This window comes from Blautia ammoniilytica, assembly GCF_025566965.1.
In the GTDB taxonomy this organism is placed as follows: domain Bacteria; phylum Bacillota; class Clostridia; order Lachnospirales; family Lachnospiraceae; genus Blautia_A; species Blautia_A ammoniilytica.
Window position 1 is genome coordinate 1 of sequence record NZ_JAOQJL010000030.1, and the last position, 17188, is coordinate 17188.

The 17188-nt window shown below is 42.0% G+C and carries 16 protein-coding genes; 1 reads left to right on the forward strand and 15 read right to left on the reverse strand.

Annotated elements, in window-relative coordinates; translation table 11 throughout:
- Positions 1–132: 132 nt before the first annotated feature.
- From tsf to OCV61_RS13520, 14 genes are all read right to left on the reverse strand, one after another.
- The gene (gene tsf, locus OCV61_RS13455) at positions 133–1071 is read right to left on the reverse strand and encodes a translation elongation factor Ts (protein ID WP_158422229.1); all 939 of its coding nucleotides are present in this window, start codon (positions 1069–1071) and stop codon (positions 133–135) included.
- A 55-nt stretch (positions 1072–1126) separates the two neighbouring features.
- Positions 1127–1882, reverse strand: coding sequence for a 30S ribosomal protein S2 (rpsB, locus tag OCV61_RS13460; protein WP_158422230.1), 756 nt, complete (start codon positions 1880–1882; stop codon positions 1127–1129).
- Positions 1883–2063: 181 nt separating this feature from the next.
- Complete coding sequence (locus OCV61_RS13465) at positions 2064–2810, reverse strand: pseudouridine synthase (RefSeq protein WP_158422231.1); 747 nt, start codon at positions 2808–2810, stop codon at positions 2064–2066.
- A complete protein-coding gene (locus OCV61_RS13470; protein WP_158422233.1) occupies positions 2803–5001 on the reverse strand; it encodes a DUF6449 domain-containing protein in 2199 nt (732 codons plus the stop codon). The genes OCV61_RS13465 and OCV61_RS13470 overlap by 8 nt, the downstream gene beginning before the upstream one ends.
- Positions 4976–5878 (reverse strand): ABC transporter ATP-binding protein, encoded by a 903-nt coding sequence (locus OCV61_RS13475; protein WP_158422234.1) that lies wholly within the window; start codon positions 5876–5878, stop codon positions 4976–4978. The genes OCV61_RS13470 and OCV61_RS13475 overlap by 26 nt, the downstream gene beginning before the upstream one ends.
- Positions 5875–6246, reverse strand: a complete 372-nt coding sequence (locus OCV61_RS13480) for a GntR family transcriptional regulator (protein WP_158422235.1) — start codon at positions 6244–6246, stop codon at positions 5875–5877. The genes OCV61_RS13475 and OCV61_RS13480 overlap by 4 nt, the downstream gene beginning before the upstream one ends.
- 16 nt (positions 6247–6262) lie before the next feature.
- Entirely contained in the window at positions 6263–6517 is a 255-nt protein-coding gene (locus tag OCV61_RS13485; protein WP_158422236.1) for a hypothetical protein, read from the reverse strand.
- Positions 6518–6590: 73 nt separating this feature from the next.
- Positions 6591–7412 (reverse strand): CPBP family intramembrane glutamic endopeptidase, encoded by an 822-nt coding sequence (locus OCV61_RS13490; protein ID WP_244093010.1) that lies wholly within the window; start codon positions 7410–7412, stop codon positions 6591–6593.
- Positions 7413–7432: 20 nt separating this feature from the next.
- The gene (locus tag OCV61_RS13495; RefSeq protein WP_158422237.1) at positions 7433–8080 is read right to left on the reverse strand and encodes an HAD hydrolase-like protein; all 648 of its coding nucleotides are present in this window, start codon (positions 8078–8080) and stop codon (positions 7433–7435) included.
- A gap of 293 nt (positions 8081–8373) precedes the next feature.
- On the reverse strand, positions 8374–9405 hold the full coding sequence (locus OCV61_RS13500) for a hypothetical protein (protein WP_158422238.1): 1032 nt from the start codon (positions 9403–9405) through the stop codon (positions 8374–8376).
- Positions 9402–10430: a serine/threonine protein kinase gene (locus OCV61_RS13505; protein ID WP_262583012.1), complete on the reverse strand. Its 1029-nt coding sequence runs from the start codon at positions 10428–10430 to the stop codon at positions 9402–9404. Before OCV61_RS13505 ends, OCV61_RS13500 begins: the two co-directional genes overlap by 4 nt.
- A 566-nt stretch (positions 10431–10996) precedes the next feature.
- The gene (gene argS / locus OCV61_RS13510) at positions 10997–12763 is read right to left on the reverse strand and encodes an arginine--tRNA ligase (protein ID WP_158422240.1); all 1767 of its coding nucleotides are present in this window, start codon (positions 12761–12763) and stop codon (positions 10997–10999) included.
- Between the two features lie 11 nt (positions 12764–12774).
- Positions 12775–13587 carry a transglutaminase domain-containing protein gene (locus OCV61_RS13515; RefSeq protein ID WP_262583014.1) on the reverse strand — a complete coding sequence of 271 codons (813 nt, stop codon included), beginning with the start codon at positions 13585–13587 and terminating at the stop codon, positions 12775–12777.
- Between the two features lie 34 nt (positions 13588–13621).
- The gene (locus OCV61_RS13520) at positions 13622–14431 is read right to left on the reverse strand and encodes a hypothetical protein (RefSeq protein ID WP_158422242.1); all 810 of its coding nucleotides are present in this window, start codon (positions 14429–14431) and stop codon (positions 13622–13624) included.
- Between the two features lie 370 nt (positions 14432–14801).
- On the opposite strand from OCV61_RS13520, the gene OCV61_RS13525 reads away from it, so the two are divergent.
- Positions 14802–15437 (forward strand): lactate utilization protein, encoded by a 636-nt coding sequence (locus tag OCV61_RS13525; RefSeq protein WP_158422243.1) that lies wholly within the window; start codon positions 14802–14804, stop codon positions 15435–15437.
- Positions 15438–15442: 5 nt separating this feature from the next.
- Here OCV61_RS13525 and ptsP read toward each other — a convergent pair whose 3' ends face one another.
- Positions 15443–17062, reverse strand: coding sequence for a phosphoenolpyruvate--protein phosphotransferase (gene ptsP, locus OCV61_RS13530; protein WP_158422244.1), 1620 nt, complete (start codon positions 17060–17062; stop codon positions 15443–15445).
- Positions 17063–17188 lie beyond the last annotated feature (126 nt).

Here is a 17188-nt window from a genome sequence, read left to right on the forward strand (position 1 = left end):
CGCTCCCTCCTTATATTTCTATTATAATGGAAATACGAAAAAAAGCCCAATTCTTTTTTAGAATCAGACTTTTTCAGTGCCCTTGATTTTCAAGGGTTTTATGGGTCTTATTAAAGATCTGCAAATATCAGATTATTTTCCCATCTGTTTTGCAACTTCCTCTGCAAAGTTCTCTTCTTTCTTCTCGATACCTTCACCGGTCTCGTAACGAACAAAGCTCTTGATTGTGATCTTAGCGCCGTTCTCTTTAGCAACCTGTGCTACATAATTGCCAACGGTCTGCTTTCCATCCTCTGCTTTTACGTATACCTGGTCAAGAAGGCAGATCTCTTTCAGCTCTTTCTTGATACGTCCCTGGATCATACCCTGGATAACCTTCTCAGGCTTCTGGGATTCCTTCGGGTCGTTCTGGATCTGAGCCAGAAGAATCTCTTTTTCATGCTCGATATAGTCAGCGCTTACTTCGCTGTCGCTTGTGTAAAGCGGCTTAAGAGCTGCAACCTGCATTGCAACATTCTTAGCCATTTCTTTGATGGCATCGTTAACAACATCTGTCTCAACATCAACAAGAACACCGATCTTACCACCCATGTGAATGTAGGAAGCAACGAAACCATTGTCCTCTTTTACCTGAGCGAATCTACGGATGTTCATGTTCTCACCGATAACAGCGATCTGAGCTGCAAGAGCTTCTTTTACAGATTTTGTGGTATCAAGTGCCCATGGCTCTGCCAGGAAAGCATCGATATCAGCAGCTTCTGTATTCAGTGCCTGTGCTGCAACATCAGCAACGTAGCCCTGGAATTTCTCATTCTTTGCAACAAAGTCTGTCTCAGCATTAACCTCAACAACAACTGCTTTCTTGCCATCCTCTGCAACAAGAGCCTTGCAAAGACCCTCTGCTGCAACACGGCTTGCCTTTTTCTGAGCGGTAGCAAGACCTTTCTCACGAAGGAACTCTACTGCTTTATCCATATCGCCCTCTGTAGCTGTAAGAGCTTTCTTACAATCCATCATGCCGGCGCCGGTCATTTCTCTTAACTCTTTTACCTGTGCTGCTGTAATAGCCATTGTATTTTCCTCCTGTTATTCGATCATCTGTCTCTGCCGTTCCCCGGCCTGACAATTATTCCTCTGTTGCTGCTTCCTCAGCTGCAAACTCCTCAGACTCTGCCTGGATCTCTCCATCAACATCTGCCTGTCCCTGATTAGCCTCGATAACAGCGTCTGCCATCTTGGAAACGATTAATTTGACAGCACGGATAGCATCATCATTACCTGGAATTACATAGTCAAGTTCTTCCGGATCACAGTTTGTATCGCAGATACCGATCAGCGGGATTCCTAATGTATGTGCTTCCTGAATGCAGATTCTTTCTTTCTTCGGGTCAACTACGAAGATTGCATCCGGGATTCTCTTCATCTCTTTGATACCGCCAAGGTTCTTCTGTAATTTATCAAGTTCTTTTCTTAAAGCGATAACTTCTTTCTTTGGAAGAACATCAAATGTTCCGTCAGACTCCATTGTCTCGATCTCTTTCAGTCTTGCAATACGGCTCTGGATAGTCTTGAAGTTGGTAAGCATACCACCTAACCATCTCTCGTTTACATAGAACTGTCCGCAACGCTCAGCCTCAGTCTTGATCGCATCCTGAGCCTGTTTCTTTGTACCAACGAACAGAATGTTTCCGCCATTAGCTACGATATCAGCAACTGCATTGTATGCATCATCAACCATGCCTACAGACTGCTGTAAGTCAATGATATAGATACCGTTTCTCTCTGTGTAGATGTACGGAGCCATTTTAGGGTTCCATCTTCTTGTCTGATGTCCGAAATGAACACCTGCTTCCAAAAGCTGTTTCATTGAAATAACGCTCATTGTTGTAATCTCCTTTTTTGGTTTTTTCTTCCGCACAGGTCGCCTTCCGTCCGGACCCAACCACACACCGTAGGGCACCATCCATGAGAATCACCGTGCGTGTTTAATTTTAACAACCGTTGTATTATAGCATAAGAAAAACGCTGGTGTAAAGAGAATTTTTCAAAATTTTATGCTGTTTTTACAGTCTTTTGATAATTTTGCGTTCTTCTGTAGTAAGCATACGCCACTGGCCGATGGGAAGATCTTCTGGAAGAACCAACCCACCCATGGAAAGACGTTTCAGGTATACCACTGTTTTGCCTACTGCTTCCATCATCCGCTTTACCTGATGAAACTTCCCTTCACGGATAGTCAGAAGAATCTCTGAGTATTCCCCGTCTGTATTCAGGATTTCCAGTTTTGCCGGCATGGTAAGCTTTGCTTCCCCAATATCCACACCATTTTTTACAGCCTCCTGATCCTCTTTTGTGACCACTCCTTTCACTTTTGCATAATAGGTTTTATCCACGTGTTTTGCCGGAGAAAGCAACTCATGTGCCAGCGCTCCGTCATCTGTGATCAGAAGCAGGCCTTCTGTATCCTTGTCCAGTCGTCCTACCGGAAAAAGATTTCTCCTTGCGATCTTCGGAAGCAGATCCATAACGGTTTTATCTTTTGAATCTTCTGTTGCGCTGATATAACCAGCCGGTTTATTCAGAATGTAATATAAGAAATCCGGTGCTTCCGTCTGCTCCTTTCCATCCAGCAAAACTCTGTCCAGATCCGGGCTGATCTTCTGTTCCGGACCGGATGCTGGCTGATCATTCACCAGCACCCTGCCTTTTTGTATCATTTTTTTGACTTCACTGCGGGTTCCTGCCCCTGCATCTGCAAGGAAACGATCCAAACGTACTTGCGTTTTTTCAGACTTTTTACTTTTACTCATAAATATCCATCACCTCAGTATCTGTTGTATCTTCCAGATTCGTTGTCAGATCAGTACTGTCCTCGCTTTCATTCTCCCCCAGGATACCCTCCTGGGCACGCTCCTGATCTAATAAGATAAATTCCGGAGTCTTCTCTCCTGGACGGATAGCCCATCCCTCTACAGCCTCTTTACCGCGAATGTTTAGTGTAAGGTCTGCCCATGGAGAATTAAAGGTTTCCCATTCCGGAACCAGTTCCGGTGGAATCAGTATATTCTTTAATTCTGTCAATTCTTCTTTTCCTGTATACTGTACCGGATCAGATAAAACGGTGGCATCTTCTGAAAGGTCAAATACCACATCGGCACTTTCAACATCAACATCCTGAAGGGATATGGAAAGATCCTCCTCTTCTTCAAGAAGCGAAAGACTACGGCTGAACTGGGGGAACATATAGACCATGCCTCCTGCACCGCTTAAAAATTCTCTTCCGTCCGGCACCATATTATCAGGGGTTCTCTCCTGGGGAATCTGTCCAAAGCTCAGATAAAGTTTGCCACAAGGCTGTCCTGTCAGAACTTCTGCATCAGCTTCCAGTATGTCCTGCCGCAATGCCTCCAGAAACTCTGTCCTTTTTTCTTTGTCCCTTTCCCATAGTGTAGTATAAACACCATCTCCGAATATACCGGTAATACTGAACAGATACTTAGATTCAATGTTCAAAATGGAATACCTGTCTTTTTTATAATCGCCTTCCCTGTATGCTGCCTGTAAAATATCCTTAAGGATCTGACTGTCTACAATATAATTCCGGTAAATGGTTGTACCGGAATTCATGGTAAACCCGAAAGTTACCATTCTTCCTGACTCTTCCAGGTCTTCTTTACCAACATTATTCTTTATATTTTTATAAGTACGATCTGCTGCTTTTTTCACTGCCTGCAGCAGATCCTCAGAATTCCCCAGATCAATCATGGCCTCCACGTTATTAGTACCAATCACATAACGACCATCTGCTTTTTCTTCCGCATAATCGCTGGACTCCATATTAACACCATTCCAGCTGATCATTTCTACCTGTCCGCTTTTCGGAAAATACCTGTCATACCTGATTACATCTGTTTTAAATCCTGCTGCCATCAGAATCGCCAAAACCCCACACAGGATCAATTGTACCCAATGGACATATATTTTCCGAAAATCCATCTGATAAACGATTTCAAGAAGACTGTAGGACAATATGACTCCTACCAGCAATCCAAAAATCTCCCAGGCATCCCTGGATGAAGTGTTTTCCGGAAACAGGGAAAAGAACAGTCCGGTGCCAAGACCAGTGGGGATCACCACCAGAATACGGATCACCACCTGTGTAAAAGGATAGATCAAAGCTCCACCAGTACGTTCAGACGGTCTTTTTATGTAAGCAAAAAAGGACGCAGCTGTCAAAACCAATACCACGCACAAAACAGGAAACAGAAATCCTTTCAGTTCACCCTGGCTGTATTTATCTACCAGTTCATTTCCCAGAAAAAGTGGAGATACATCTCTTTTTAAAACTTTACACACTCCGTATAGCATTCGGGCATAGGTTCTGAAATAAGTTTCTTCATATCCTGTGATCAGACTTGAAAGTACAGGTCCATACAGAAAAACTCCAACAAAGCAAAGTCCGCCCATAAGAAAATTACCAGTAATACAGATCACCAGTACAATAGCAAAATATACCAGCAGATAACAGATCAAATGAATCAGAAACATATAAAATGCAAGCTTCATTAAATGCAAGCTGAAACACCCTCGCATTGCGCCAATACATACTGTAAGAAATTCCATCAGCAAATATGGTCCTGCAAAGAATATGATCCCTGTAAACATTCTAGAAAAGAACATCCTGAATCTTTTCACAGGAATGGAATGGTAAAAATCCACTTTCTTTGATGAATAAAGATACCAGAATTCACTAACGCTGTTCAGCAATGCAGCAATCACCGTAATTGCAACGCCTGTCCTGAGGAACCCGTCTTTCCACAGGTTTTCATAAAGGATCTGGATCTGATCGTAGGTGTAATTCATACCAAACCAATTACCCATCATCAGAAGTTCGGCTACAGGAAAAGCCAGAAAAAAACCGATCAGCAGGATCACTGGGATCCATACTTGCTCTTTTATATTCATTTTAATCTGTTTACCAGAATATATTTTTAATTTCATAGCCTGCAACCTCCGTTTCACTGATAAAAATCTCTTCCAGAGTTAAAGGCAAAATCTCACAGAAAAGCGGTTTTTTTGCCTGGATCCTTTCCATAATTTCTGTGCGTGTTCCCCTTGCTGTGATCAGAAGAAGCGATCCCTGATGCTGGATACTCAATACGTCCAGTTCTTTCGCCAGTTCTTTTTCTTTCTGCGAATCGGAAAGGACACATTGAACTTTATGTATATGGAATTTCAGTTCTTCAAGATCCTGTGACAAAAGAATCCCTCCCTGATGCAGAAGCCCTACATGATCACAGATATCTTCTAATTCCCGTAAATTATGGGAAGCGATCACCGGTGAAAAATCCCGGTTCATGATTTCTGCTGCAAATAGGCTTTTGACCGCCTGCCGCATCACCGGATCCAGTCCATCGAAGGTCTCATCACACAACATGTACTTAGTGCCTGCAGCAATCCCCAGGATCACAAGCAATTGTTTCTTCATTCCTTTTGAAAACCTGTTGATCTTTCCTCTTTCATCCAGATGAAACTGCTTCATCAGCTTCTCATACTTCTGCATCCGGAATGAAGGATAGACATTTTTATAATAAACAGCCATCTCCCTTGGTGTAAAATTAGCAGGAAAATAACTGTCATCTGCAATATAAAAAATGCTGCTTTTGGCTTTCTCATTTTCGTAAACATCTGTACCATCTACCAGAATGTTCCCTTCATCCCCACGTATGATCCCTGCCATCATACGCAGCAAGGTACTTTTCCCGGCTCCATTGCTTCCCACCAGACCAAAGACCTCTCTGTTTCCGATCTGAAGGGATACCTTATTGACAGCCTGAAGCATGCCAAATTTCTTGCTGCATTGATTCACTTCTATCATTTTATTCCCTCCTTGTAACAGACCCGAACTAATTCTGTCAATTCTTCTTCGTCATAGCCCAGCGTCTGTCCTTTATAGATCAGTTCACGCATCTCCTGGGTGTAAGCCTTCTTGCTGATCCGCTTGATACTGGTACTGTCTGCAATAAAGTTCCCCTTTCCTTTTACTGGATAGACCAGCCCTTCCTGCTCCAGCTGCATGTAAGCCCTCTGGATCGTATTAGGATTAATGGACAATTCCATAGCAAGCTGCCGCACGGATGGAAGACGGCTTCCTGCTGTCAGCGCCCCACTTAAAATGAGCTGTCTGAATCTTTCTGTGACCTGTTCATAGATTGGCCGCCGGTCATGATAATCAAGTACGATCATAGGCAACTCCTTTCTACTACAAATTAACTCCCATCACTGATATTGATTCTATTGCTAGTGTGTTAATCGTCTTAATACACTTATGATACCATTCTGCCATTCCTAACACAAGGCTTCGCCTTATTAAAATTTTATAAAAAAAATCTAAAAAAACGTTTCCAGAAGGAACACCTCTATCATCAGGTTCTTTCTGCAAAAAGATCTCCAGAGAAAAACTGCTGCCAGATATGTACTCTAAAACATACCTGACAGCAGTTCTATTACCTGTCAATCTGGAAATCTCCTTCTCTTTTGCAAGTCAATTTCGCTTTCCTTTTCACATTCCTTCAGCTTTCGGATATTCCCTATATCTCTCTTATCCTATTTCGTCCTGTATACTTCTTATAAAAATATCGCATTCCAAAAACAGTCAGAATCAACAATCCTAAAGCCAGCATGCCCCATGCCATGATTCTTTCCTCATTTTCCATAATATAGGCTGCTGCAGTTCCACTTATAAGACTCCAGATATTGGCTCCCATATGAAGGAGTACACTTCCCCATAAGCTGCCGCTCCACTCCAGTAGAAGTGCAAACACAGTACCAAGAATGCTGGCATAAATCCCCTGTACCAGATTGCCATGATAAATTCCAAACATAACACCTGATAATATAGCAGCTGTGATCAACCGTAGATTATCACGAAATCTTAAGAATACCAGCCATCGGAAAATAGCCTCCTCTGCCAAAGGAGCCACAATACCAATCCACAGGATCATTGAAAGTAAAGTCTTTCCACCTGTCATCCTTTCCACTGTATTCTGATATTTCATACTGGCATCAGACCCCATAAGGAGAATATTTACAATCATGTTAATGTATTGAGCAAGGGCACCTCCCATGAAGAACAATAAAATGCCTTCCCAAAATCCAAGCTTTCTTGTTCTTTTTTCCTTAAGGATTCCTCCATACTTTCTCGCTGCCAGGTCTTTTTTATAAAAAAACAAAGTAGGAATCAAAGCCAGAAGACCGGTAAGGCCGGTAAGCATCATTACCTGTCCATAATAAGCATCTTTATTTCCCCCGTTTCGTAATACAAGGAAATACAAGCCTGCATAAGCCACGATCTGTGATATTCCAAAATGAATCCCCATGGGATAAATTGCTCTCCAGATCTGCATCGGCATTTTTAGTTTCCTGCGGGGGCTTATTCGAAAAAATCCAGCACCTCTTCTGCAGAGCCTGCAATTTTCAAAGGTTCTGCTTTTGTCAGTTCTTCCACGGAACCATAGCCATAAGATACTGCAAGGCAGTCAAGCCCTGCCTCTCTTGCTCCTAACACATCGTATTCCCTGTCTCCAACAAGGATCACCTGATCTCTGTGATTCTCCAGATGGAAGCGCCGCAACACTTCTTCCACAACCTGCGATTTTTTGGATCTTCCACCATTCAGTTCACTGCCCACCATCTGATCAAAATATACATCCAGTTCAAAATGCTCCAGTACCTGCTTCACGAAATATTCAGGCTTAGAAGAGGCAACTCCCAGAAGATATCCTTTCTTTTTCAGCTGCACCAGCATATCCTTGATCCCCGGATATACTTTATTCTCAAAAACACCTATTGGTGCATATCTTTCTCTGTAATAGGTCACTCCCTGCCGTGCAGCTTCTTCATCAACGCCTGCATATTCCATAAATTCTTCCATCAGTGGAGGGCCTACAAACACCCGTAATTTTTCCAGATCATCTTCCGGCTTTCCCAGCTTTTCCAGTGCATACTGCACACTTTTCATGATCCCTTCCCCAGAATCTGTTAATGTTCCATCCAGATCAAATAAAATGGCTTTGTACATATGTTCCTCCGTTAGTATTTCATACATTTATTAACAGACATGATTATACCATTCTTTCTCTACATTTCCAACAGATAAGTTAATGCAGCTGATACAGATAAGCTGCTTAAACATGTTCCCCGGATATTTAACCGAATCAAGTAAGTCCCCTGCTTCAATTGCGAAAAGCAATAAGCAGTGGGTGGGGACTTGCTTGTATCAGGAGGAGTGCAAGCTCCTTCTGATAAACTGCGGAGCAGTTATTCGGTTATGAGCAAGTAGCGAAGCGGATTGCGAATATCCGCTTGACTTCTCTAGTCACATGTAAAAATCCAGGGCGCCATGCCTCTGACCTGTCCATCTTCCAGAAAGAATCGCACTTCTACTTTGTTTTTCCCCTGTTCCGGTCTGTCTTCCAGCACTATACGGCTCCCTTCCCTGTTCCATCTGCACTCCTTTCCGTTTAGCCGTACAGACAGGATCTGATGGATGTTCAGCCTGGTTACAGTGAGATATAGAATGTCCTTTTTGCCTGCCTGTTTCTTATGAAAAAATGTCATATCTTTTGTTCTTCGGAAATTCACAGCCCGATCCTGCTCTTTTGCTTTTTGTCTTTCTTCTTGACTGACATAAACTTTTGGTTCTAATTCCCCTTCAACGATTTTTCCAGTTTCTTTTGATTCTGGTATTTTGGGTTCTCCTGATTTTTCTTCTGATAGTCCTGATAGTCTTTGTATCAGTGATTGCTGCTTGTGAGCTGGCTGCACACTGTCCTGTCCATCATTCTCCTGACGATTGCTTCTCTGCTTAGTACTGTTCTGGTTATTATTCTGATTATTATTATTCATCTTATTATTCTGATTGTTACTGCTTCGATTGTTATTTTCCTGATTGTTACTGTTCTGATAGTTACTTTCCTGATCATTACTTTCCTGATTGTTATTGCCCCGATCATTAATGTCCTGATTGTTATTGCCCCGATCATTAATGTCCTGATCGTTGCTATTCTGCAGATTGTTTTGCTGCTGATTATTTTGCTGCTGATTATTTTGCTGTATACTTTCTGCTGTAGATGAAAATATATCCTCACTTTCTCCAACAGAATTTTCTACCTTATTGCCCTGGGCAAATGATTCGTTTTCCGATTCTGCAGTGCTTTGGGTATCTGCCTCTTCTTCCCATCCAGAAGTATTTTCCTGCCAATTGTCCGGTAACGACCAGTTTTCCCCTTCTGAAACACTTACATCAAACCCCCCTAAATCTTCTGCCTGTGTCCAGACTGTACCAAATATTTTTCCTATAAACAATATTGCAGCTATGCTTAACCATATCCTGTAGCTTTTCATTTACCTCCACCTTCCTGTCCCTTTTCTGATTCCAAAAGTTCAAACAATTCCTCATTTGCCCGGAGCATTTGCAACACATGCTCCTGCTCGTCTTTTTTTGTATATAATGTAAGCATTTCCTGCAGCTGATCTCTGACTTTCTTCACTGCTTCTGTCCTTTTGTTCCTGGTTTCATTTTGAAATTCTATCTGATAATATACATCTGTTACCTGTGTTAATCGCTCCCTGAACTCTGGAATTTTCGATTCCCCAGTCAGCAAAATTCCAAAAGCAACAAGTCCAAGGACTGTAATACCGGCTACTGCCATGGCATATCTGCCTTTTCCTTTTTTCTTTTGGATTCTCTTCAATACTTTTTCCACTTCCTGCATATTTTTATATCTGTAGATTTCTTTTTTTCTGCAACAGCGAAAAAGGAACCATAGAAACAACGGATCATACATGATATATTTCGCCAGATTCGCAGTAAGCAATGCCTGTAATGTTTTCCCCATGGTAAAAATATCGCTTTTTTCACAGATCTGTCCCTTCATCTGCTCTGGCGAAGCATACCCCATGGTTCCCCAGCACTCTTTTTGCTGCCTGCTATAACTCTGGACAGCACTTCCAAAATCCACCAGATACAGCTTCCCGTTCTCTGTCAGCATCAGGTTCCCAGGCTTCAGATCCCCGTAATATACAGGTGGCTTCCGACTATGCAGATATCCCAACACCTGTGCGATCATTATGCCAAAAGACAAAAGCTCTTCCTCTGAAAAATGACGTCCTTCTTTTATCCATTCTTCCAACGATTTTCCCTGTATAAATTCCATCACAAGATAGCAATAGTCTTCTTTTTCAATATAATCGATCATCCTTGGCATATATGGATGCTCCAACAGTCGCAAAAGCTTTGCTTCTTTCTTATGTGAAACAGGTATTTCCTTAACTGCCCACAAGCAGCCAAGTTCCAGATCCCGCGCCAGATAGAGAGTTCCTTCCCCTCCGGCACGTATCTGCTCAAGAATACAATATCTTCCCTTCAAAATAAGTCCTGTAAGTCTTATGTCAGTCACTTCCTTCACAATGATAAAAAGAAACTATTCAGCATGTAGCATCCCATAAGGAAATTACGGTGAAATACCGTATACGATGATTACTAGCACAGTGAATATTAAGTAACCGCCATATTGACTTGCCTTAATTTTCACTGGACTAGCTTGTCAGTTCAAGAATGCCTCGGCATTCTTGCTGCGAGGTGCGCGTCATGCAATTGCATGACGCGCACCTCTGCAATCCTGCCGAAAGCTATATCAGCTGGGGGATTGACTCCCAGCTGATATAATATATAGAAGTGGGAGTTTTCTCGCCTGAAATAAATATAGCATAAATCTGCTGCCCGAAAAAGCAGCTTTACAGATATTTAAGAAAAATACAGAAGTATAAAAATCCTAATAAAAATAGAAAAAAATACAGTAAAAATATCCTTCGCATGCAGGAATAAAATTACCATGCAAGATATTTTTACTGTATTTCAGATGTCTTTACTGTACTTTAGATGTCTTTACGGAGTTTTAAAGCTCCAGATTCCAGACATAAGACCAATACGATTTTACATCTTATCCGGTGCTGTAAATCCAAGAAGGTCAATGCTAGTCTCCAGAACTCTTTTGGCCAGTGTGATTAAACGGATATATGACTGCTTCCGCATCGGATCTTCTTCGCTTAAGATCTTTGTCTCATGGTAAAAGCTGTTAAATGCATTGGATACCTCATAAATATAAGCACAGATCTTATGAGGTGCCTTCTCTTCAAAAGCATTTTCAATAGTAGCCCCAAATCCAGCAAGCTGAAGCATCAAATTCTTCTCACTGATTCCCACTGCCGGAAGCAATGTACCTGCCTCAAGATCTCCTCCGTTTTCTTTAAAACGGCTGAGAATGGATTTGATACGTACAATCGTATACAAAATATATGGGCCTGTATTTCCCTCAAAAGAAGTAAACCGGTCAATATCAAAAATATAATCTTTGGTAGCCTGGTTGGACAAATCTCCATATTTGATAGCAGAAAGTCCAACAATCTTGGCAGTTTCCTGAGCATCCTTATCCTTTACACTGCGATTCTCTACGATCTTGTGGAACATCTCTTCATCAATCTCAGAGATCAGATTCTCCAGTCGCATAACCCCGCCTTCTCTTGTCTTAAAAGGCTTGCCATCTTTGCCGTTCATAGTACCAAATCCAAGGAAGGAAAGCTTTGTATCTTCCTTTACCAGCCCAGTCTTTCTGGCACACCGGAATACCTGTATAAAATGAAGCTCCTGACGCTTGTCAACTACATAAAGGATCTCATCCGGGTTAAACAGCTTCATACGCTCTACAATCGTTGCCAGATCTGTAGTTGTATAAAGGGAAGCGCCGTCTGACTTCAAAAGAATACATGGCGGAATCTCTTTAGTATCGGATTCTTCTTTTACATCCACAACAAGAGCACCCTGGTCCTCATAAGCATATCCTTCATCCTTCATATGCTGAACCATCTCAGGAATGTAAGGCTGTGCATCTGATTCTTTTTTCCACAGGTCAAAAGAAACATCCAGATTTGCGTAATTTCTCTTCAGGTCTGTTACAGAAACGTTCAGGATATGATTCCATAATGCAGTATACCCCGGATTGCCCTGCTGAAGAAGATGGGTAGCTTCCAGAGCCTCCTTGCGATACTCTTCATCTTCTTTTGATTTGGCACTGGCACAAGGATAGATCTCCTCCAGTTCGCCTATGGTAAATGGTGCCTCAGATGGATATTCTCCTGTATAAGTCTCATCAAAATAAACAAGCTCCGGCTGTCTGTGCTTCAATTCAGTGATGATCAATCCCATCTGAAGTCCCCAGTCTCCCAAATGCACATCTCCGATCATCTTATGTCCAACAAAACGGCCGATCCTCTTAATACTCTCACCGATAATAGCAGAGCGAAGATGACCTACATGAAGAGGCTTTGCCACATTTGGTCCGCCATAATCAATAATGATGGTCTTTGGCTGCTCAGCAGTATTTACAGAAAGCTTTTCATGGGTAGCCATTTCATTCAGCCAGGAAGCTAAATAACTTTCATCAAGCTTCAGGTTAATAAATCCCGGCTTTACTACTTCCACCATGGAAAAGATCCTGCTGTCTTTCAACTGGTCAGCTACCTGGTCAGCAATGATAAATGGTGCTTTTTTGTATGCCTTCGCGCCAGCCATTGCACCGTTACACTGATATTCGCACAGATCCGGACGACTGGATACTGTTACCCTTCCATATGCCGGATCATAGCCTGCTTTTTCAAATGCTGCGGAAAGCTCTTCCGCCATTAATTCCATAATTTTTTTCATTTTCTAACTCCTTATAACGCTATATGAAGAATCGGTGAAAGCTTGTATACGCCATAAGGCACACCATAATTAGCACTGTAACTTTTTGCTTCAGCGAACAAAGGATCATATGCAAGACCTCCGATCTCTGTCCATGCATGTCCGCTTCCGTTTCTTCCTGTACTATCTACGCATACGTAAACCTGCTTATATCCAACGGCTTTTGCCAGATATGCAAAAGCTGCTGCATCTGACATACAATTGCCACGACCTCTCTGGAAATGATCCATAGCATAAACTGCCGGCCATCCACTGAAATTGCTGAATGTACGCCAGGTCCAGTATGGCTTCTTGATCACCCAGTCAAAGCACACCTTCAGCTTCTGTGCAGACGTCATAGATGAATTCGTTATCTGTGCGACGATCTCCTTCGCAGTCTGAAGAGCGGCAAAATCCTGTGCATCTACATCTGACATCTTCTTTCCATTGGCATAAAAATACCTGTTTCCCAGTTTCTTAACCTGCAGAACCCCTTTGTCATTCAGATAATACACCTTATTCTTGATCTTCTGAGTACCTGTCAGCATAACTCCCCGTTTACTAAAAAGATAGGTTTTGTTGCGAACCTTTTTCAATCCGGTAAGGTATTTCCCATTTTTATAGTATCTTTTTCTGCCACTTGGAAATGTATACCAGCCATTTACCGGCTTCTTTGCTTTGGTAACTGTAGTAGTTTTCTTTACAGCAGCTTTAACCGGCTGTGCAGTCTGGGTACCAGCAAGAATAATGCCGAAAAACAGACAGAATGCCAGAATCAGGCCTTTTGCAAAATTCTTTTTCTTCATGCTCATCTTACTCCTCTATCGTTCATCAACAAAATTACTTTGCAGACACACCAAGTACAATGGTTTTTCCTGTGCCGCTGAATTTAAAAATATCTGCAAAATAATTATCATAATAATAATACATCTCTGTACCATCTCCATAACAGGTATTTTCCAGTACCTGGACCTTCTTCGGATTGCCGATCAGCGAAAGCAATGTGGATGCTTCCTTTTCATATCCAGCCGCTGCCCGAAGCTTTTTGGAAAGACTTGCATTATAAACGCCATTTTTACCAAAGACATAGAATTTGCCGCCTTTTACCCATGTACCTTTTACCATATTGCCATTTAAATAAAATCCATAGTATTTGCCTTTGATCTTCTTAACTGCGATTTCAGCAGTGCCATAAGACTTCTTGCCTGCATAAGCCGCACCATTCGCTCCGAAATAATAACGGTATGTAAAAGTCTTTTTGCCTTTTTTCAGCTTTACATTACAGAAAGTATTGGTTCTTGCCCTTCCAAGGCTGTTAAATCCATAGTATTTTCCACGAATCTTCTTAACCAGTGTTTTCTGCTTAGGAGTTGCAGCATAAGCAGCTCCATTGGCTCCGAAATAATATCGATATGTTACAGATTGACCATTACTCTTAGTGGTGGTAACATTCTGCCAGCCCTTCTGCATCTTTCCATCTACATAATAGTAATATTTGCCGTTCTCTTTCACAAGACCTTTTAAAACATCAGTATCCTGTACTGTGGTCTCTGCCGCTGCAACAGAATAAACAGGCATACTGCAAACTGCTGGAGCCTCAACCATAAACAGACTTAATACACCTGCAAGTGCCATCTTCCATTTTCTCATTGTACATTCCTCTCCTTACTAAAATAAATCTTATTGTTTCAATTCATAATCGGTATTGAAAAATACCTTAAATTACATTTTACTCTTTATTATACCCTGCATTCCTGCCTGTGGCAATTGTTTTATTTTCACTTGTATTATTTTTCTATTGTTCTATTGTTTTGAGTTTTTGTTTGGATTTTTATTTTAGTATTTATTTAATTTTTTATTTGGACTGTTTTATTGTCATGTATTTTACTTAAAACCGGTTCATGTTATAATCTGTTTGTAACTGTTCAGCACCACAAAAACACCTGGCAGGATACTTTCTGCTGAATAGTTACTTCTGTTCATTTTTTCAGGACAAATCTAACAATCAGGAGGACTGACAATGTCTTATGTAAGCGAACACCACAAACTTGTGGCAGAAACACTAAAGAAAAATTTTTCCAGACGTGGAATGGATGCATATTACTGCGAAACTGCCGAAGAGGCAAAGTCGCAGATCCTGTCCATGATTCCTGAAGGTGCATCTGTTACCTGGGGCGGCACTGAATCCATGAATGAAGCTGGCGTCTGTCAGGCTGTTGAAGACGGAAACTATGAATTTATCGACAGGAAAAACGCCGCTACTCCTGAGGAAGCTCGTGCACTGTACGGAAAGATCGTATGTGCAGATTATTTCCTCACAAGCACCAACGCATTCACCAAAGCCGGAGAACTGGTTAATATTGATGGTGCAAGCAACCGTGTAGCATGTATCGCCCATGGTCCGGAACATGTGATCGTATTAGCCAGCATGAATAAGCTATGTGATAACGTAGAGGATGCCATTCGCAGAGTGCGTACTTTAGCAGCTCCGCCCAATGCATTACGTGTACATGCGTCTACTCCCTGTGCCAAAACCGGCATGTGTGCAGACTGTGTAAGCCCAGATTGCATCTGCTGCCAGATCCTGGTTACTCGTTTTTCCAGGAAGCCAGGACGTATTTCTGTAGTTCTCTGTGGAGAGGAACTGGGCTTTTAATTCTGTCAGATTTCATCTATACTACGGATCAGACGACGAAGGGGCAGGATCCTGGATGGAGATACAGAAAGTTCATCTATCCCCATTTTCACAAATTCTTCAGTGAATCTTGTGTCTGCCCCAAGTTCGCCGCAGATACCGGCCCAGATACCAGCTTTATGAGCGTTCTCTATTACCATACGGATCAATCGCAGAACCGCTTCATGCCCTGGTTCATAAAAGCTTTCCAGCTTCTCATTCTGCCTGTCCATTGCCAGCGTATATTGTGTCAGGTCATTTGTTCCGATACTGAAAAAATCCACTTTCTTTGCAAGCAGATCACTGATCATAGCGGCGGCAGGTGTTTCCACCATAATCCCCTGCTCCAGATCTTTGTACTGCTTTCCCTCTTCCTGAAGTTCCTGCTTCGCTATCTGCAGGATCTCCCCAATCTTCCCAAGTTCTCCTATAGAAGTGATCATGGGATACATGATAGACAGATTGCCGTACATTCCTGCACGTAAAATTGCCTTCAACTGAGATTTGAAAGCCTTGGGATGTTCCAGACACAGCCGGATTCCTCTGCAGCCCATAGCCGGATTCTCTTCCTTTTCCATTGGAAAGCAGGGTGCCTGCTTGTCTGCTCCAAGATCCAATGTACGTATAATTACCTTTTTGTCACCCATCCGCTTGGCAACATCCTTGTATATCTGAAACTGTTCTTCTTCTGACGGAAGCTGTTCTTTTCCAAGATACAGAAATTCACTTCTGAAAAGACCTATTCCCTCTCCGTCATTCTCCAGAACTGCATCTACGTCCTCACCACTACCTATATTGGCAAGCAATTCAATCCTTCTGCCGCCTTTTGTAACGGTTTCTTTTCCCTTAAGCTGGTTCAAAATCTTCTGTTTTTCCTGCTCTGCATTCTGTTCTTTTGTATATTTCTCAAGAAAATCCTGATCAGGATTCAGGAACAGTTTTCCCTTATCTCCATCTACAATGGCCATGCTGCCTTCCACATCATCTGAGAAAGGCACCTGGATCAATGCAGGAATATTCATTGCTCTTGCAAGAATAGCAGTATGAGAATTGACCGACCCTTTCTTTAACACAAATGCCAAGATCATGCTTTTGTCTAGCAAAATGGTATCACTTGGAGACAGGTTCTGTGCTGCAAGTATCACAGGCTCCTGTATAATATTTCTATTCTGTTTCTCACCTGACAGAACTCGTACCAGCCGTTTGGTAATATCCAGAATATCAGCCGCACGTTCTTTCATGTATTCATTATCCATCTTGCGGAACATATCTGCAAAATATTCACCTGCAGCAGTGGCAGCATATTCTGCATTCACACTCTCTGTACGGATCCTGTTCCTTATCGCTTCTATATATTCTCCTTCGTTCAGCATCATCTGGTGTACTTCAAAAATCTCCGCCTCAGAGCTGCCTGCCTCTATTTCTGCTTTCTGATGCAATTCCTTTAATTCTACAATGGCTTTCTCTTTAGCCTCATCCAAACGACGCAACTCCTGATTTCGATCCGGGACATGGACACGCTTCACTTGATCCCATTCTTCCATCCATACCTGAATCTTGCCAATGGCAATGCCTGGAAATACAGATTTTCCTTCCAATATTTTCAATGCTTTTTCCTCCGTAAAGTAAAGCTGTTGTTTCCGTTAGTATACCACGGTTTTCAATAATTACACACAAAAAAGAGACAAATCCATTTAGTACAATGAATCTATCTCTTTTGTATCACTGATATT